Genomic DNA, 18,151 nt, shown 5'->3' with positions numbered 1-18,151 from the left:
TTGGCGTCGGACTGTCTGCCAAAGGTTCGGGATTCTCGGTATACTACCTCTTCGCCTTTATGTTCCCTGACGGTACAGCGATAGCGTAACTCGCCTTTGCTGGTCTTACGTTTTTCTATTGTGTAGCCGGCCATAGATACCTCGTGGAGTACACCTGCCCCATGAAATGGTGGGGCAGATATGGGGCAGGTTCAATCAACAAATGTCTGGAAACACCCGCAAATGACTCAGAAACAAATCAGTGAAAACCCCGTGAAATCAGGCTCTGAGGCCATATCTGGCAAGCCTGCCCACCGCCAGACATTCTCGATTGCCCCCATGCTGGACTGGACCGATCGGCATTGCCGATACTTCCACCGTCTGATGACCCGCCAGACCCTGCTGTATACCGAGATGGTGACCACGGGCGCCATCATCCACGGCAAGGGGGACTATCTGGGCTACAGCGAGCAGGAACACCCCCTCGCCCTGCAGCTGGGAGGCAGCAACCCGGCGGATCTGGCCCGCTGTGCCAAACTGGCCGAGGAGCGCGGCTATGACGAGATCAACCTCAACGTGGGCTGCCCGTCGGATCGTGTCCAGAACGGCCGCTTCGGCGCCTGCCTGATGGGCGAGCCCGCCCTGGTGGCCGACTGCGTCAAGGCGATGCGCGACGTGGTCAAGATCCCGGTAACCGTGAAGACCCGCATCGGCATCGACGAGCAGGACTCCTACGAGTTTTTGCAGACCTTCATCGAGCAGGTGCGCGACGCCGGCTGCGACACCTTCATCGTCCACGCCCGCAAGGCCTGGCTGAGCGGCCTGAGCCCGAAAGAGAACCGCGAGATCCCGCCGCTGGACTACCCCCGCGTCTACCGGGTCAAGCAGGATTATCCGGATCTGACCATCGCCATCAACGGCGGGGTCACCAGCCTGGAGCAGTCCCTCGAACACATGCAGCACCTCGACGGTGTCATGATGGGGCGCGAGGCCTACCAGAACCCCTACCTCCTGGCCGAGGTCGACAACCGGATCTTCGGCCTGGCGGGCGAGGTGCCGAGCCGCCACGAGGTGGTGCGGATGATGCTGCCCTACATGGAACAGGAGCTGGCCAAGGGCAACTACCTCTCCCACATGACCCGCCACATGCTGGGCCTGTTCCAGAACATGCAGGGCGCCCGCGCCTGGCGTCGTCACCTGAGCGAGAATGCCTGCAAGCCGGGCGCCGGCATCCAGGTGGTGCTAGACGCCATGGCCAAGGTGCCGGAATTCGCCAGCGCCGAGTCGGTGGAGTAACCATGTATCGCTTCACCGGCTCCTGGCTGCACAAGGCCTTGGTGCGCCTCTGCGCCGGCCTGCTCGCCATCCTGGGCATCAAGCTCAGCGCCTTCTATTTCATCGGGCTGCTGATCGTGCTGGGCCTGCACCGGGATCAGCTGCTGGGCTGACACCCCAGACAGGAAAGCCGGCGCTGCGATGCGCCGGCTTTTTTGTTTCCTTGACGGGAATGGGGGCCGATTCACTCCTCCGACGCCACGAACTGCAGCTCGGGGGGGGACGAGGTCAGCACGTCGGCGCAGTAATCCCAGGTCGAGATGCGGTAATGCTGCAAGTCCTCGTCCAGATGCAGGCCATCGGACTCCTGATGGAACCAGCTGGCGAAGCGGGACGGGATGATCAGCTGGATCTGCTCCTCGATGATGTGGCTGTCGCGCCCTTCCGCCAGATCGCAGTCTTCCATCACCCGCACCGCGAAGATGTGGCGGAAATTGACCCGGCAGAGGGGCTGCGGCGGCAGGTCTATGCTGCGGGCACGGCCCAGCATAATGGTCAGGGTGTCGCTCCAGATGTCCTGATGCAGCTCGGCCACCACCAGGCCGGGGGGGAGTTGACGAGAGGGGGCCCAGGGTACGGCCACCTGCCGAATGGCATTCTTCTGTTCCATATCCACCTCACTACAGCGCATGCCATATCCTGAGTGTATCTGAAACAAATTCTAACGAAGATGGCAAGAAAAAACCCGGCATGAGCCGGGTTTCATTTGATTACTTTACGCGATTACTTGACGGCGTCTTTCAGCGCCTTGCCTGCCACAAAGGACGGCACATTGGCGGCTGCAATCTGGATCTCTTTGCCAGTCTGCGGGTTGCGACCGGTGCGGCCCGCACGATGGTTGACCTTGAAGGTACCAAAACCCACCAACTGAACGGCATCGCCCTCTTTCAGGCTCTGGGTAATACCATTGATGATCTCTTCCAGAGCGACTTTGGCCTGAGCTTTGCTCAGGTCTGCTTTGGCGGCAATTGCATCGACAAGTTGAGCTTTGTTCATAACATTTCCTTTATGATCGGGCATTTAGCACCGGGCCACTCTATTCAAAAAAAAACACTCAGGCAAAGGCTTTATCAGCCGGATTGGCTTGAATGCTGGGGTTTTCATCAAGATCTGCGGAAATAGTCACATATCTCGCCCCTTTGTCACCCAGATGGGCGACACGGCGCGCGAAACCGGCGGAGACTTGTATGCAGCCCCCAGCCTGATGTAACAATATCCCTACACTCCTATTGACGGTCAACAGGATTTTCCCTAGTTATAGGAGTGTCGTCAGTCGATGAGAATGACCGGAGGTGTGCGACCAGAGTGCCGCATGCCATGCCCATGGAGGGACTATGTTAACTGAACTGGAAAACACCAAGCGCGCACTGGCAGGAAAGCACAGAGCGATAGACGACTGGCTCGATGCCAGACAGGCGTTGCTGGTCGAGTACATGCGACTGGCCGGGCTCATGCCCACCAAGTCCAAGCAGCGATCCCTTCCCGGTCACATCGAGCTGCAACGCTTCTGCGAACAGCTGGTCGACTACGTCAGCGCCGGCCATTTCGAGATCTACAACCACGTGGTCACTGCCTTCGAGCAGGCCAGCGGCGACAAGCTGGAGCTGGCCAAACGCATCTACCCCCACATCCGGGCCTGTACCGAGTTCGCGCTGGAGTTCAACGACAAGTACAGCAATGCCGACGAGGCACAGCTGTTGCAACTCGACGAGGATCTGAACCAGCTGGGCCCCGTGCTGGAAGACAGGTTTAAGCAGGAAGACCGCCTGGTCAAGGCGCTGCAGGTGGTGGAATCCCTCAGCCATCAGCGGGTCTGATATCCAATACCGGAGCCAGTTCAACATCCTGATGCGCCAGCTACATTACACTCTGGAACATGAACGATGAGCACTGTGCTCGCACGCAGACCGGAGACGACCATGGCCGAGCGCCGCCACTTCACACGCATTTTTTATTTGACCGCCGCCAGGCTCACCCAGGGTGAACTCCAGTGGCGCACCCAGCTGGTCGATGTCTCCCTGCAGGGGGCCCTGCTGCTCAGGCCAGAGGATTGGGTCGCCAGCGACGACAAGGAGTACGAAATCTGCTTCGTGCTGGGGGGCAGCGACATCGAGATCAAGATGCAGGTCGAGCTGACCCACGAGGCCAGCAAGAAGCTGGGCTTCTATTGCCACCACATCGACATCGACAGCGCCACCCACCTCAAGCGGATGATTGAACTGAACATCGGGGAAGAGCAGCTTCTCCATCGCGAGCTGGAGCAGTTGCTGCAAGAACACAGGGAGCACGTCCCGCCGACGACGCCCTGAGAGGCGCGGATACACAAAGGAGCGCCGAGGCGCTCCTTTTCATTGTCTGTCGACCGCCATCGGCTACAGGGCCTCGAGGGCATCGGAGAGTTTCTTCACCGGCACCACCTCCATCCCCTCAATGGGGTGTTTGGGGGCATTGGCGTGGGGCACGATGGCGCGGCGGAAACCGTGCTTGGCCGCCTCCTGCAGCCGCTCCTGGCCGGAGGGCACGGGCCTTATCTCGCCGGAGAGCCCCACCTCGCCGAACACCACCAGATCCTTGGGCAGGGCCTGATCCCTGAAGCTGGACACCATGGCCAGCAGCAGCGCCAGATCCGCGCTGGTCTCCTCCACCTTGACGCCGCCGACCACGTTGATGAAGACGTCCTGATCCGCCATCTGCAACCCCCCGTGACGGTGCAGCACCGCCAGCAACATGGCGAGGCGGTTGTGATCCATCCCCACCGCCACCCGGCGCGGGTTGGAGAGCTGGGAGTAGTCCACCAGCGCCTGCAGTTCCACCAAGAGCGGGCGGGTGCCCTCCCAGATCACCATGACGATGGAGCCGGGGGCCTGCTCCTCGCCCCGGCTGAGGAAGATGGCAGAGGGGTTGCTCACCTCCTTCATCCCCTGCCCCGTCATGGCGAACACGCCGAGCTCGTTGACCGCCCCGAAGCGGTTCTTGTGGGAGCGCAGGGTACGGAACCGGGAGTCATGACCCCCGTCCAGCAGCACGGAGCAGTCGATGCAGTGCTCCAGCACCTTGGGGCCGGCCAGGGTGCCGTCCTTGGTGACGTGGCCCACCATGAAGATGGCCACATGGTTCTGCTTGGCGTAGCGGGTGAGCAGGGCCGCGGACTCGCGCACCTGGGAGACGGAGCCCGGCGCGGACTGCACGTCCGCCACGTGCATCACCTGGATGGAGTCGATGACCATGATCTGCGGCTGCTCCTGCTGGGCGATGAGGCAGATCTGCTCGACGCTGGTCTCGGACAGCATGCGCAGCCGATCGGTGGGCAGGCCCAGCCGGCCGGCCCGCATCGCCACCTGCTGCAGGGACTCCTCCCCGGTCACGTAGAGGGTCTTCATCCGCTGCGCCAGGCCACACATGGTCTGCAGCAGCAGGGTCGACTTGCCCGCCCCCGGATTGCCGCCGATGAGGATGGCCGAGCCGGGCACCACGCCGCCGCCGAGCACCCGGTCCAGCTCCTTGAAGCCGGAGCTGAAACGGGGGATCTCGGTGGTGGCGATCTCCGCCAGGGTCTGCACCTGGCTGCCGACGGCACCGGCATAACCTGTGTAGCGGGCGCTCTTGCCGGGCGTCGCGACCCCCAGCCTCACCTCGGTGATGGTGTTCCACTCCTTGCACTCGCTGCACTGACCTTGCCAGCGGGTGAAGTCGGCTCCACATTCGGAACAAACATAGGCGGTTTTGTTTTTGGCCATGGATAACTCGGGGACAGGATGAATTCCTGCTTGATATACTGGTTTGCGACCGACAGATCAAACCCAGAATCGGAAAAGTGACTTTCCGCGGCAGGAATACATGGATTCAGAACAGCCCCTACACCTGATAGAACAGCTTGTCCCCCTGCTTCGGGAAAAGGACTTCGACGACATCTTCAACCGCTTGACCCAGAACGAGAATACCAACGGCCGTTTCCTGCTGAAGATGGAGCTCAAGCGCAAGTGCACCCCCTGCCGACGCGTGATCGACATGCGCAACGAGCTCGGCGCCCTCTGCCAGGTATACGAGTTCGAGGGGGTCACCCACTTCATGCCCGCCGAGGCCATCGAGCTGTTTCAATCCCAGTGCTACCTCTACCGGGACGCCTATACCCTGGGGGTCTACGAGGCGCTGCAAGCCTGGTACAGGCTCAATCAGGGGCGCAGCGAGCACCTCTCCCTGCCGCTCAATCCGTTTCAGCCCTTCGAGGTCAACGCCATCCCCTTCGCCAGCCACTACGGCAGGCAGGAGGAGCGGATGCACTTCAGCTCGCCCATGGTGCTGCACCTGGCGAGCGGGGAGAAACTGCAGGTCAAGAGCTCGGATATCTCCCTCGGCGGGATCCGGGTCTCGGTGCCCTACCTGCCCGAGTATCAGACCGGCGAGCAGATCGAGGTCTTCTTCACCGGCCTGGAGCGCGAACACCCTCACCCCGTGCTGCGCCAGCCGATCGTCTACCAGATCCTGGGGGAGGAGCAGAAAGAGGGGAAGTACTGGCTCCGCCTGGTGAAGAGCGGCGAGCACCCCGCCTTCGACAGCTTCCTGCGCGACTTCATCGAACACAACCGCAACCGCTACCGGGTCAGCGTCGACTACCTGCTGTCGGCCGCCGTCATCAAGGGGTATGAACAGTTCTACCTGCCGCGCATGACGGGCATGCCGCTCTTCTTCGGCAAGGGCAGTGCCCCGGCCCTCGAGATCGCCCTGCGGACCGAGAACAACCAGCACATCCTGGAGTACTGGCGCGACGCCAAGAACCGCGACATGCTCGCCACCCTCTTCCCGGCGGCGCGGATGCCCTCCCTGCTGCCGGACAGGGGGGGGCTGCGAGAGACCCTGATCTACAGCTTCACCCACTCGGTACGCAGCCACCTCTACTTCTTCTCCGCCACCCGGGAAGAGCTGGAGCAGAGCGGGCTGACCACCCTGTTCTTCCAGGTAGGCGCCCGCCGCCCCAGCTGGCGCGTCTACAAGTTCAGCCTGGAGGCCTGCACCCTGGCCGAGGCCGATCTCGACAGCCAGCCGGGAGGGGCACACCAGCTGCAGGACAGGCTGCTGCGCGAGCGGCTAGACCAGCTGGGTTACGTGGGCATGCTGCAGGAGATAGGGCTCGACAATCAGCGCGAGGAATTCCGGTTCGACAGCCGCCAGGCGCACAACGCCAACGACTTGCAGCGCTTCGGCCACGACATTCATGCGGTCCCCTTCGAAATAGAGACGCTGCACTATGTGCAACTGCGCAAGGAGGCCCGCTACGTCCACAAGACGGCCATCGTGGTCCGCCACCAGGATCGCGCCTGGCTCGGCTGGACCCGCGACATCTCGGCCCACGGCATGCAGATCGAGCTGGAGGAGCCGTTTGCCGGCGAGAAGGGGGACATACTCCAGGTCGCCCTGCCCCGCCTGCAGGATCTCGCCAGGAACATGGATCTGCAGCGTCTCCCCTACCGGCTGGTCAGCCTCAACCAGAGTCGAACCGTGTTGCACCTGTGCATCGAGGGGGTGGCGGAGCGCCACATCGGCCACCAGTTCTTCAGCCTGCTAATAGAGAGCAACCAGAACAAGCTCAAGACCACCCGGGAGCACAAGCGCTACCGTGGCATGGCCAGGGCGCTGCGCAACCTCTATACCCACCACCTGTTCAACACCCCTGTCTACGTGAACAAGCTCAACGGGCCGCCCCGCCCCGCAGCCCTGGGGCTGGCCCCCAGGCCGCGCAGTCTCGCCGGCCTGTTGCAGGCTTGCGCCGAGCGGGAGGGGCAGGCGAACCTCTACCCCTTGCTGCAGGGTTCCCTGCTCAAGACCCTGCTGCTCGCCCCCCTGCGCACCATCCTTCGGGAAGACAAGCCGGAGGAGGAGGAGGTCTATATCGCCGGCCTGCACACCAAGGGGGGCGCGCCCCTGTTTCGCAGCCAGCTTGCCAGCAGCTTTGCATCGGTGGAGCAGAAGCGCCGCTTCATCGAGTCGGCCCGGCAGCAGGGTGAGTTCTATTCGGTGCTGGTCGGCATCTCCCGCACCGGCCGGCCGGACACCAGCTTCATCGCCAACGAGCTGGACTACATCGCCAAGTTCGCCATTCACAAGGCCAAGAAGCTGGAAGAGGAGCTTTGGAGCGTGGTGGGGGTGGGCGAGCTGACCGATACCACCCAGGCCACCCTGTTCCGGCTCGGCATCGCCGCGCACTGACCCTGGCGGGGCGAGCGCCATTCACGACAAGGGCGGCCCCGGGGCCGCCCTTGTCCGTCTCAAGCCGCCTGCGGGTTGCGCAGCCAGGCCAGGATCTCGGGGAAGTGATCCTCCTGGGCCTGGGGCGCCGTCAGCATGTTGATGTGGTCGTAGTCGAGCCGGTTGCCGTTGTCCCGCCCGAGGCGGGTATGGCGGGTGGCCGAGCCCATCTCGTCGCTGAAACGGCGCACGTCGGTCGGGTGACCCAGCACCTTGTCGGCCTTGGCCGAGATCATCCAGAGCGGCGGCCAGTTGACCCTGGCTGCCGCCTCCCCGTAGGCAAAGCCATCGAACGGATCCTGCCAGGGGCCGCACTTCACCCAGGGGATGGTCTCCTGCAGGTAGCGCAGCGGCTCATCGTCCGCCCCTATCCGCAACCGGCGCGCGGCCAGAAAACCGCGATGGCGCGCCAGCCAGGGGGCCAGCCGGTTCCAAATCAGATCCACCTTCAACCAGCGCTCGGGGTTCTGCACCGAGACCCCCCGCTTGGTGCCGAAGAACACCAGGCTGGCTATCTGGTCGGCCAGTGCGGGGAAGCGCACCAGGGTCGAGGCCATGATGACCCCCCCCCAGGAGTGCGCCATCCAGTGCACCCTGGCGCCGGCATGGCGAGCGGCGACCCAGCGTTGCAGGGCGGGCAGATCCTCGGTGATCAGCTCATGCTGGCCGTGACCGGCCCGTTCGGCGATGGCCGGGGTGCTGAGCCCCCGCCCCCGCAGATCCGCCACATACACCTGATAGCCGTGCCGTGCCAGGAAACAGGCCAGCCCCTTGCCGGATTCGGTGTAGAAGATGCGGCCGTTCTCGATGGCGCCGTGCACCATCAGGATGGGATCCGCATGCACCGCGACACCGGGCTGGATGTGGCGTACGTGCAGTCGATGCTCGCCGCAGGGGACAAACAGGGATTGTTGCAACAGTTCCATCTTGCTTTCAGCTCCTCCTTGAGCCTGCTCAGCCCCAGCGCCGGTCGCGACAGGCCAGCGCGCCGAGCAGGCAGAGCACCCCTTCCAGATCGTGGTGGTTGAGGGTGGCCGCCGCCTGGGCACGCACCAGTGGCTTGGCGTGGATGGCGATGCCCAGACCGGCCACCCCCATCATCCTGAGATCGTTGGCCCCATCGCCGACGGCCACCGTCTGGCTGGCGGCGATGCCGTGCTCCGCCGCGAGCCGCCGCAGCACCTCGGCCTTGACGGCGGCATCCACTATGGGGCCGCTCACCTTGCCGGTCAGCAGACCCCCCTCCACCGCCAGCTCGTTGGCGAAGACGGCGTCCAGTCCAAGCTCCCGCTGCAATTGACCGGCGAACCGGGTGAAACCGCCCGAGGCGATCGCCACCTTCCAGCCCGCCTGTTTGAGGGTATCGACCATGAGTGGCAAGCCGGGCATCCAGGGCATGTTCGCCGCCACCTCGTCGAGGATGGTGACCGGCGCCCCTTCCAGCAGGGCCACCCTGGCCCTCAGGCTGTCGGCAAACTCCAGCTTGCCCTGCATGGCCGCCGCCGTGACGGCCGCCACCTGTTCGCCCACGCCCGCCAGCCGCGCTATCTCGTCGATGCACTCGATCCGGATCGCGGTGGAGTCCATGTCCATCACCAGCAAACCGGGTTCCCCCAGGGTGGGCAGGGTCGGCAGGTGGCACAGATCGATGTCCCACTCCTGGGCTTTCAGTTCCTGCACCAGTTCAGGGGAGAAGCGGCTCGCCCCGAGCAGCAGCAGGGGGATGCCGGCCTGCTCCCCCACGGGATAGAGACTGGCCTCCACCTCGTGGCTGGCCAGCAGCCTGGCCAGCCGCCCCAGATGGCCGGCGTCCAGCGCCCTGCCAAACAGGACGAGCCAGGCGCCATCGTGGGCACGGGACGCAGGCAGCAGGGCTTCGGGAGTGAGCTGCCAGCAGGGCGCGCTGCACAGGGCACTGGACCAGTCGTGCAGGGAGCGGGGGAGTTGGGACAACAACATAAGAGAGACGCCTTCCTTGGAAATCATGGGGTTCATCATGCCGGCCCAGAGTAGCGTATTGCTTTTTGTACAGGCAAGCGCCAAGATCCCGCCTGCGGTGCCGCAGGCCCCTCCCGGCCCCGCCGAGGGGCCACCAGAAACCCGGCCCCTCCTTCATTCACCACCAGAGGCTCTGTGCTGTGCGTCACCTTCCCATCAAACGAGTCATCAGCCTGGCGGCAGGGATCCTGCTCGGCCTCTGGGTGCTGGTGCTGCTCATCCACATGCAGGGAGAGAGCCAGGCCGCGCTGCACAGTGCGGCACGGGACAGGGCCCAGGCGCTGGTCGCCTATGCCGCCCGGGACATGGGGCGCTGGATCAAGGAAGACAAGGAGAGCGAGCTGGAGCGGCTGGCGCAGGATCTCGCCGCCGACCCCGACATCCTAGATGTCACCCTCTACGACGCCCGCGGCATCCCCCTCGCCCAGTCGGATCAGGCGGTGCCGCTGGACAGCCTGCTGCCCATCGGCACCGACAACAAGTCCCTGCCGGAGCAGGGCAAGGGGCGCATCCAGTTCGTCCAGGAGATCCTGGAGGGGAACCTGACCCTGGGCTACCTGAGGATCACCCTGGAGGAGCAGAAGCTGCTGGCCGCGCAGGACACCCAGCTCAAGATAAGCCAGGAGAAGCAGCGGCTGATGCTGCTGGTGATGCTGCTGGCCGGCCTGCTCATCTCCTACGGGGTGCGCCGCAACTACGTGCGGGTGCGCAAGCACAAGAAGCGCCCGGCACCGCCCCAGACAGGCGACAATGCCCCACCGCCTGGCATCGAATAAGGTACTGCTCGCGATACCCGTCTCCCTCAACTGCTCGAGATGACTATCGAGCGGAGCATCGAGGCGTCTGGCACGCCGTCGTCGCCGAAACGCCCGTCAACGAAGTGACCTCTCCTCGCTCACCTCATGCCGCCGTTGCCTGAAGGCTATCCCCCCATCTGCGCTGCACCGGCGTTCAACTGTCTGCCCATCTGATTCTGCTCACCTTAAGGTGCCGGGCATAGCCTGAGACAGGCGCACTCGAATTTTTCACGCCTTTCCTGCCGGTGTTGGGTGTGATCTCGATTCGTGGTTTATGTTTTCGGTATGAAACGCCCGCCTTGAATGCGATGAGATACCACATTTATGCGAATCATCAGGCAAGGGGTGCATCAGCCACTCCAGCAGAAGGAAGCACAGTCATGAAGCAACCTCTATTTCGCCGGAGCGTGTTGGCAGCCATGCTCGCCCTCAGCACGGGATTGGCTGCCTGCAAAGAGGAGCCGCCTTCCGTCGCGCAAAGTGTTCAGCCCAACGCGGTCTCGGCCGCCAGCACCACCAGTGCAGCGGTCGCACCGCAAGGGCAGCCCGTTAACGCGCAAGCATCGAAATATACCCCAGAGGCGCTTGAGACCTTGCTTGCACCCGTAGCGCTCTACCCGGATGCGTTATTGGCTCAGGTGCTGGCCAGCGCCACCAATCCGCAAGAGGTGCTCGATGCCGGCAACTGGCTGGTCGCCCACCCCAATCTCAAGGGGAAGGAACTGACAGCCGCCATTGCGCCGCTGGGCTTTACTCCGCCAACCATGTCGCTGATGCACTTCCCGACCGTCATGGACATGATGTGCTTGAAGATGGAGTGGACGACCGAGCTGGGCAGTGCCTTCCTGGCCGATGAGCCGGGCGTTCTGGCTGCCGTTCAGCGCCTGCGCCAGCAAGCAATGGAGGTGGGCAACCTGAAAGACTCCGAGCAGATGGACGTCGCCAAAGATGAACAGAACAATCAGCAGATCGTCACCATTGCTCCTGCCAACCCTGACGTCATTTATGCCCCGCAATACGACCCAACCGCCGTCTATAGCGCGCCGGCTGCCGGGCCGGCACCGGTGACCACAGAGACCACGACAACGACCGTGCCTGCGACAACGACCACGACAGTGGTGGAGCATGACGATCACGACCATGACAGCGATGACGATGATGAATACGACCGCGATGATATGGTCCTGACGGGCTTGCTCGCCTTTGGTGCGGGCATGCTGGTCAACGAAGTCTTCAACGACGATGACTATGAGGACGACTATCACCCCTATTACCCTAGGTGGGGAGCAGGTTATCCCAGCGGTTACGTCCCCTATCGTTACAACCCCAACTATGGCAACGGTTTTCGTCCCACCAGTGGCTACAACCGTCCGGTTAACTATCAGCGGGGCTCCAACAACAATATTTATATCAACGCCAAGGGGGACGATTACTTCAACAAGTTTGAGCGCGGCCCCAACAACTACCTGCGCCAGGCCGACAGCCCCATCACGGCGGCGCGCCCCAACCGCCCTGAGCTGACGACCCTGGCACAGCGCCCATTGAATAACGCGGCAGGGGCGGTCCAACGAGATGCAGCACCCAAGGGGACTTATGCGGGGGCCGATCGCCAGCCTAAAGGCGAATACGCCGGCGCACCGCGCGCGGTCAACGAGGTGAACCGCGAGGCTCGCGCAACCGCCCCGAAGGGAAGCTATGCGGGAGCCAACCGCCAACCCCAAGGCGACAATGCCAAGGTGACGCGCGACGCCAGACAGGCGAACAGGGAGGCGAATGTGGCCCAGCGCACGCCGCGCCAGGGCGACTACGCGGGAGACAGGGTCAAGCGCCCGCAAATCACGCCACAGACCGCAGGAGCACGTGACCGCGGCTATGTCCAACCACGCACCACTCACACCAAGAGTGCGACACAGACGGCGACGCGCAGAGCCCCTGTGGCCTCGGCCTCAACCGCAAGGAGTGCCTTCCAAGGGGTACATAACTCGGGCAGAACCGAACGCGCCGCCAGCCAACGTGGCCGCGAAAGCGTGGCCAGTAGCGCGCGTACAGGGCGCACCACTCAACCCAGACGGAGTACGCGATGATGAAGCGTTTGTTGAAATGGAGTTGGGCCCCCTCATGGGGTTTGGCCCTGCTGGCCCTGGTCTGCGCCAGCGATGCGAGCGCCATGGCGCAGCGCACCTTCGCGACCCCGGATGAGGCGGTGCAGGCCCTGATCACGGCCCTGGAGCAGAACGACGTCGCCGCACTGACGCTGTTGCTCGGTGAAAATAGTGAGGAGGCCGTCACTTCGGGGGATGAGGTGGCCGATGCCAATGATCGCTCCGCCTTCGTCGCGAGCTTCAAGAGCAAGCACCAACTGGTGGCCGAAGGCAGGGATAAAATGATCCTGGTCGTGGGGGAGTCGGATTGGCCACTGCCCATCCCCCTCGTGGCCGAAAATGGCAAGTGGTATCTCGATGGCGCCGCCGGAGCCAAAGAGATCGTCTATCGCCGCATCGGTCGCAATGAGCTGGGGGCCATTGCAGTGTGCCGTGGCTTTATCGACGCACAGCTGGAGTACGCCGCCCTGGGGCATGATGGCCAACCTGCGGGACTCTTTGCGGCAAAACTGCGCAGTGATCCAGGACAACACAATGGGCTCTATTGGCCCGTTGGCGAGGGAGAACCAGCCAGCCCGGCCGGAGAGGAGGTCGTCCGTGCCGCGGCCGAGGGCTACAGGGCCGTGGTCGGTCAACGCACCCCCTATCATGGCTACTACTACCGTATCCTGTATGCTCAGGGAGCCGCTGCCAATGGGGGGCAGAAAGAGTACTTTGTCGAAGGGCAGTTAAGAGACGGTGTCGCCCTGCTCGCCTGGCCTGCCGATTATGCCACCAGCGGGGTGATGACCTTCATGGTGAATCACGAGGGACGGGTCTATCAAAAGGATCTCGGGGCCGATACGGCCACCGCTGTCGAGGCGATCCAGCTGTTTGATCCCGACAAGAGCTGGTCACTGGTGGTTAGCGCTGAGGGGGATTAGGGCACTTTATCTACCCTAGGAGCTTGGCAGCTAGCATGGGCCGAGAGCAGCGTCATGGAGATCACAGAAGATGACGCGGGGCCGGTCGGTCCCTCGCTGACCCACCCGATGCTTGGGAGCAGAATGAAGATCGATTGGGTAAGCATATGCTTTCATTTCATGGTCTTACTCTCTTGATTGAGGCCAGGAAGCCTAGGTGGCACAGCCAGCCCTCTGGGCTTGCATCCCCAATGAGACATAAAAAAACGGCGACCCCAGGTCGCCGTTTTGCATGGAGCCGAAGCCGGGGATCAGTCGCCCAGCAGCACGGAGTCCAGCGCGATTTCGATCATGTCGTTGAAGGTCAGCTGACGCTCTTCGGAGGTGGTCTGCTCGCCGGTACGGATGTGATCGGAAACGGTGCAGATGGTCAGCGCCTTGGCACCGTACTCGGCGGCCACGCCGTAGATACCGGCGGCTTCCATCTCGACACCCAGGATGCCGTACTTTTCCATGACGTCGAACATGGAGGGATCCGGGGTGTAGAACAGGTCGGCGGAGAAGATGTTGCCCACGCGCACGGCCACGCCCTTGTTCTTGGCGGCTTGCACGGCATTGGCCACCAGATCGAAGTCGGCGATGGCGGCGAAGTCGTGATCCTTGAAGCGCAGACGGTTCACCTTGGAGTCGGTGCAGGCGCCCATGCCGATCACCACGTCACGCAGTTTCACGTCTTCACGCACGGCACCGCAGGAGCCCACGCGGATCAGGGTCTTCACGCCGTAGTCGGTGATCAGCTCTTTTGCGTAGATGGAGCAGGACGGGATGCCCATGCCATGGCCCATGACGGAGATGCGACGGCCCTTGTAGGTGCCGGTGAAACCGAACATGTTACGCACGTCGCACACCTGCTCGACGTTCTCCAGGAAGGTCTCGGCGATGTACTTGGCACGCAGGGGGTCGCCCGGCATCAGCACGGTATCAGCAAAGGCGCCATCTTTCGCATTGATATGAGGAGTTGCCATTCTCTTTATTCCTTCACACTAGGTTGAGTTTTATTGTCTTTATTGGGTTGCCCGCCACCTCGCGGCGACGGGCCGGTACATTACAGGAAACAGATCCCCTTTGCCTCCGGGACAGGTCCGCCCCGGGTCGGCATTACAGGAAGCTGGTGCCGTATTGCAGCTTGGGCAGACCATGGTAGGCCGCGATGCTCTGGCCGATGTCGGCAAAGGTCTCGCGACGACCGACGGAGCCCGCCTTGACCGGCTTGCCGTAGAACAGCACAGGGATGTATTCGCGGGTGTGATCGGTGCCGCTCCAGGTCGGATCGCAGCCGTGGTCGGCGGTCAGCACCACCACGTCGCCATCCTGCATCAGCGCGAACAGCTCGGGCAGACGGGAGTCGAAGTACTCCAGCGCATCGGCGTAGCCCTTCACGTCACGGCGGTGACCGTAGGAGGAGTCGAAGTCCACGAAGTTGGTGAAGACGATGGTGTTGTCACCGGCGGCCTTCACCTCTTCCAGGGTCCTGTCCCACAGCTCGGTCAGGCCGGTGCCCTTCACCTGCTTGGTGATGCCCTGCTGGGCATAGATGTCGGCGATCTTGCCGATGGAAACCACCTGGCCGCCCGCCTCCTTCATGTAGTCCAGCACGGTCGGCGCCGGCGGCAGCACGGAGTAGTCGTGGCGGTTGCCGGTGCGCTTGAAGTTGCCCTTGCCGCTGCCCACGAACGGACGCGCGATGACGCGGCCGATGTTGTAGGGCTCCAGCAGCTCGCGCACTATGTGGCACAGCTCATAGAGCTTCTCGAGGCCGTAGGTCTCTTCGTGGCAGGCGATCTGGAACACGGAGTCGGCAGAGGTGTAGAGGATCGGCTTGCCGGTGCGCATGTGCTCTTCGCCCAGATCATCCAACACCTGGGTGCCGGAGGCGTGGCAGTTGCCGAGGTAACCCGGCAGGCCGGCCTTCTCGACGATGGCGTCCAGCAGCTCCTGCGGGAAGCTGTTGTGGTGATCGTGGAAATAGCCCCACTCGAACAACACGGGCACGCCGGCGATCTCCCAGTGACCGGACGGGGTGTCCTTGCCGGAGGAGAGCTCCTGGGCGAAGCCGTAGGCGCCGATCACCTCGACATCCTTCTTCAACCCGGCCGGGAAGGTGCCGCTCGCGAGTTCACCCGCGTGACCCAGACCCAGCTTGTTGAGGTTCGGCAGATTGAGAGGGCCGCGGCCCTCGATCTCACCGGAGGCGCAGGCCTTGGCGATATGGCCAAGGGTATTGGCGCCCACATCTCCGAACTTGTCGGCATCGGCGGCGGCGCCGATACCGAAAGAGTCCATCATCAGAATAAAGGTACGTTTCATGGGACTTCCCCTTGTTACAAATCAGCCAGACCGATGCGACGGTAAACCTCGGGCAGCGCCTCTGGTCGAGTGTCGCCGATCTTGACGGCAGCCTGCACCATGCGGGCGGCCTCGGCAAATTGAGCCTCTGTCTGAGCGTGGATCAGGGCGAGCGGCTTGTCAGCCTCGACGCTCTGCCCCAGGCGGATAAAGTCGGTCAGACCGACTGCGTAATCGAGCTTGTCGCCAGCGGCGCGACGGCCACCGCCCATGGCCACCACGGCCAGACCCAGTTCGCGGGTATCCATGGCGGTCACGAAACCGCTGCTGGCGGCATAGACAGGGCGCACTATGGCGGCCTTGGGCAGATAGGCGTCGTAGCGCTCCATGAAGTCGGCGGGGCCACCGAGGCCGGTCACCATGCGGCCGAAGATCTCGGCCGCCTTGCCGTTGTCCAGCACGGCCTGCAGCTTGGCACGGGCCTCTTGCTCATCACGGGCCAGACCAGCGGAGATCAGCATCTCGGCGCAGAGCGCCATGGTCACTTCGTGGATACGCGGGTTGCGGTATTCACCGGTCAGATAGCGCACCGCTTCGCGCACTTCCACCGCGTTGCCGGCGCTGGAGGCCAGCACCTGGTTCATGTCGGTCAGCAAGGCAGAAGTACGGCAGCCGGCGCCGTTGGCCACCGCGACTATGCTCTTGGCCAGCTCTTCGGAAGCCTCAAACGTCGGCATAAAGGCGCCGGACCCCACTTTCACGTCCATCACCAGCGCTTCGAGCCCGGAGGCGAGCTTCTTGGAGAGGATGGAGCCGGTGATCATGGCGATGGATTCCACGGTGGCCGTGATGTCGCGCACCGCATAGATACGCTTGTCCGCCGGGGCGAGATCGCCGGTCTGGCCTATGATGGCGACCCCGGCCTCCTTCACCACCTTCAGGAAGCGATCGTTGTCCACCGAGGTCTGGTAGCCGGGAATGGCATCCAGCTTGTCCAGGGTACCGCCGGTGTGGCCCAGGCCACGGCCGGAGATCATCGGCACGAAACCGCCGCAGGCGGCGACCATGGGGCCCAGCATCAGGGAGACGACGTCGCCCACCCCGCCGGTGGAGTGCTTGTCGACGATGGGGCCGCCGAGGTTCAGGTGGTCCCAGGTCAGCACCATGCCGGAGTCGCGCATGGCGCAGGTCAGGGCAACCCGCTCGTCCATGGTCATGTCCTGGAAGTAGACCGCCATGGCGAGCGCCGCGATCTGCCCCTCGCCTATGGTGTTGTTGGTAATGCCCTGAATGAAGAATTGAATCTCTTGGGTACTGAGCGCTTCACCGTTGCGCTTCTTGCGAATGATCTCTTGAGGCAAAAACATCTTTCATTCCCTCCGTGCGTCACGCACGAACACAGACCGAACAGGATCCGAAGAGGGGGCGGCGCACCGCCCCCTGCCGTCGCTTAGTAACCGCTGGTGTTGGCCGGCTTGTCGCCGTGCCCCAGGGTTGCCAGCAGGCTGGCCAGCAGGCTGGAGGCGCCGAAGCGGAAGGTGCGGGCACAGACCCAGTTCTTGCCCAGGATCTCTTCGGCCATGGCCAGATACTGGCCGGCCACGGCGGCGTCTTTCACGCCACCCGCCGGCTTGAAGCCGACGCTCGGGTTCTTGGCCTTGATCACTTCCATCATGATGCGGGCCGCTTCCGGGGTCGCGTTCACCGGCACCTTGCCGGTGGAGGTCTTGATGAAGTCGGCACCGGCGTCGATGGCGATCTCGGAGGCGCGGCGGATCAGCGCCTCTTCTTTCAGCTCGCCGGTCTCGATGATCACCTTCAGCAGCACCTTGGCGCCACAGGCTTCCTTACAAGCTTTGACCAGATCGAAGCCGACCTGTTCATTGCCAGCCATGAAGGCACGGTACGGGAAGACCACGTCCACTTCATCGGCACCGTAGGCGACGGCGGCACGGGTCTCGGCCACGGCGATCTCGATGTCGTCGTTGCCGTGGGGGAAGTTGGTCACGGTCGCGATGCGCACGTCGGCGGCGCCGATCTCACGCAGGGTCTTGCGCGCGATGGGGATGAAACGGGGATAGATGCAGACGGCGGCGGTGAGGCCGGCCGGGGACTTGGCCTTGCGGCACAGATCGATCACCTTCTGATCGGTGTCGTCATCGTTCAGGGTGGTCAGGTCCATCAGGTTCAGGGCACGTTGGGCGGCCAGTTTCAGATCAGTCATGCTATGTCTCCAAAGTCTTGATAAGCCCCATCACCCGCGAACGGCCGTCACCGGACACTGAGGGTCGGCAAGAGACGCTCCCGGAGCAACGGGATATGGAATTGCAGCGCAAATGCACAGGCAATACGGCTGCAAATAAGGCAAGAGCCCTGTCACTTTCTTACAAAAGTGCGGACTTGGTTCCATGAAGACTTGAGAAAGGCAGACAAGGTCTGACCCGACTTC

17 protein-coding genes are annotated in these 18,151 nt (G+C 63.1%); 8 read left to right on the top strand and 9 right to left on the bottom strand.

All coding sequences use genetic code 11. The features are described 5' to 3' along the window. Positions 1 to 318 precede the first annotated feature (318 nt). Positions 319 to 1,275 carry a tRNA dihydrouridine(20/20a) synthase DusA gene (gene dusA / locus I6L39_RS09085; protein WP_254203760.1) on the top strand — a complete coding sequence of 319 codons (957 nt, stop codon included), beginning with the start codon at positions 319 to 321 and terminating at the stop codon, positions 1,273 to 1,275. A gap of 2 nt (positions 1,276 to 1,277) precedes the next feature. Further along, the gene (locus tag I6L39_RS09080) at positions 1,278 to 1,427 is read left to right on the top strand and encodes a hypothetical protein (protein WP_084203124.1); all 150 of its coding nucleotides are present in this window, start codon (positions 1,278 to 1,280) and stop codon (positions 1,425 to 1,427) included. A 71-nt stretch (positions 1,428 to 1,498) separates the two neighbouring features. Here the strand turns inward: I6L39_RS09080 and I6L39_RS09075 are convergent, their stop codons facing one another. Together I6L39_RS09075 and hupA are read right to left on the bottom strand one after the other, a co-directional pair. Then, positions 1,499 to 1,924, bottom strand: a complete 426-nt coding sequence (locus I6L39_RS09075; protein ID WP_209793654.1) for a hypothetical protein — start codon at positions 1,922 to 1,924, stop codon at positions 1,499 to 1,501. A gap of 113 nt (positions 1,925 to 2,037) precedes the next feature. Beyond that, the gene (gene hupA / locus I6L39_RS09070) at positions 2,038 to 2,310 is read right to left on the bottom strand and encodes a nucleoid-associated protein HU-alpha (protein ID WP_005305063.1); all 273 of its coding nucleotides are present in this window, start codon (positions 2,308 to 2,310) and stop codon (positions 2,038 to 2,040) included. Positions 2,311 to 2,648: 338 nt separating this feature from the next. On the opposite strand from hupA, the gene I6L39_RS09065 reads away from it, so the two are divergent. Together I6L39_RS09065 and I6L39_RS09060 are read left to right on the top strand one after the other, a co-directional pair. Next, positions 2,649 to 3,131 carry an Rsd/AlgQ family anti-sigma factor gene (locus tag I6L39_RS09065; RefSeq protein WP_042079336.1) on the top strand — a complete coding sequence of 161 codons (483 nt, stop codon included), beginning with the start codon at positions 2,649 to 2,651 and terminating at the stop codon, positions 3,129 to 3,131. Positions 3,132 to 3,233: 102 nt separating this feature from the next. Beyond that, positions 3,234 to 3,623, top strand: a complete 390-nt coding sequence (locus tag I6L39_RS09060; RefSeq protein ID WP_216991776.1) for a PilZ domain-containing protein — start codon at positions 3,234 to 3,236, stop codon at positions 3,621 to 3,623. A gap of 63 nt (positions 3,624 to 3,686) precedes the next feature. On the opposite strand, the gene radA is transcribed toward I6L39_RS09060, so the two are convergent. After that, positions 3,687 to 5,051 (bottom strand): DNA repair protein RadA, encoded by a 1,365-nt coding sequence (gene radA / locus I6L39_RS09055; RefSeq protein ID WP_042079338.1) that lies wholly within the window; start codon positions 5,049 to 5,051, stop codon positions 3,687 to 3,689. Positions 5,052 to 5,151: 100 nt separating this feature from the next. On the opposite strand from radA, the gene I6L39_RS09050 reads away from it, so the two are divergent. After that, on the top strand, positions 5,152 to 7,518 hold the full coding sequence (locus I6L39_RS09050) for a PilZ domain-containing protein (protein WP_216991603.1): 2,367 nt from the start codon (positions 5,152 to 5,154) through the stop codon (positions 7,516 to 7,518). 59 nt (positions 7,519 to 7,577) lie between these two features. Here the strand turns inward: I6L39_RS09050 and I6L39_RS09045 are convergent, their stop codons facing one another. Both I6L39_RS09045 and serB read right to left on the bottom strand, forming a co-directional pair. Continuing rightward, positions 7,578 to 8,483, bottom strand: coding sequence for an alpha/beta fold hydrolase (locus I6L39_RS09045; protein ID WP_209793657.1), 906 nt, complete (start codon positions 8,481 to 8,483; stop codon positions 7,578 to 7,580). Between the two features lie 28 nt (positions 8,484 to 8,511). After that, positions 8,512 to 9,516: a phosphoserine phosphatase SerB gene (serB, locus tag I6L39_RS09040; protein WP_216991602.1), complete on the bottom strand. Its 1,005-nt coding sequence runs from the start codon at positions 9,514 to 9,516 to the stop codon at positions 8,512 to 8,514. A 179-nt stretch (positions 9,517 to 9,695) separates the two neighbouring features. Between serB and I6L39_RS09035 the strand changes: the two genes are divergently transcribed. The 3 genes from I6L39_RS09035 (at position 9,696) to I6L39_RS09025 (ending at position 13,377) form a co-directional block, all read left to right on the top strand. Continuing rightward, positions 9,696 to 10,331, top strand: coding sequence for an AhpA/YtjB family protein (locus tag I6L39_RS09035; protein WP_042079342.1), 636 nt, complete (start codon positions 9,696 to 9,698; stop codon positions 10,329 to 10,331). 401 nt (positions 10,332 to 10,732) lie between these two features. Then, entirely contained in the window at positions 10,733 to 12,436 is a 1,704-nt protein-coding gene (locus tag I6L39_RS09030; RefSeq protein ID WP_216991601.1) for a DUF3300 domain-containing protein, read from the top strand. Continuing rightward, a complete protein-coding gene (locus I6L39_RS09025) occupies positions 12,433 to 13,377 on the top strand; it encodes a DUF2950 domain-containing protein (RefSeq protein ID WP_216991600.1) in 945 nt (314 codons plus the stop codon). The genes I6L39_RS09030 and I6L39_RS09025 overlap by 4 nt, the downstream gene beginning before the upstream one ends. A 290-nt stretch (positions 13,378 to 13,667) precedes the next feature. On the opposite strand, the gene deoD is transcribed toward I6L39_RS09025, so the two are convergent. The 4 genes from deoD to deoC form a co-directional block, all read right to left on the bottom strand. Next, on the bottom strand, positions 13,668 to 14,381 hold the full coding sequence (deoD, locus tag I6L39_RS09020) for a purine-nucleoside phosphorylase (RefSeq protein WP_039039949.1): 714 nt from the start codon (positions 14,379 to 14,381) through the stop codon (positions 13,668 to 13,670). Between the two features lie 133 nt (positions 14,382 to 14,514). Continuing rightward, positions 14,515 to 15,723 (bottom strand): phosphopentomutase, encoded by a 1,209-nt coding sequence (locus tag I6L39_RS09015; protein WP_042079344.1) that lies wholly within the window; start codon positions 15,721 to 15,723, stop codon positions 14,515 to 14,517. A gap of 14 nt (positions 15,724 to 15,737) precedes the next feature. Next, positions 15,738 to 17,069: a thymidine phosphorylase gene (gene deoA, locus I6L39_RS09010; RefSeq protein WP_216991599.1), complete on the bottom strand. Its 1,332-nt coding sequence runs from the start codon at positions 17,067 to 17,069 to the stop codon at positions 15,738 to 15,740. A gap of 83 nt (positions 17,070 to 17,152) precedes the next feature. After that, positions 17,153 to 17,926, bottom strand: a complete 774-nt coding sequence (gene deoC / locus I6L39_RS09005; RefSeq protein WP_216991598.1) for a deoxyribose-phosphate aldolase — start codon at positions 17,924 to 17,926, stop codon at positions 17,153 to 17,155. Positions 17,927 to 18,151: the final 225 nt, after the last annotated feature.

This window comes from Aeromonas sp. FDAARGOS 1409, assembly GCF_019048705.1.
In the GTDB taxonomy this organism is placed as follows: domain Bacteria; phylum Pseudomonadota; class Gammaproteobacteria; order Enterobacterales; family Aeromonadaceae; genus Aeromonas; species Aeromonas sanarellii.
This window is presented reverse-complemented; position numbering and strand designations above follow the sequence as displayed.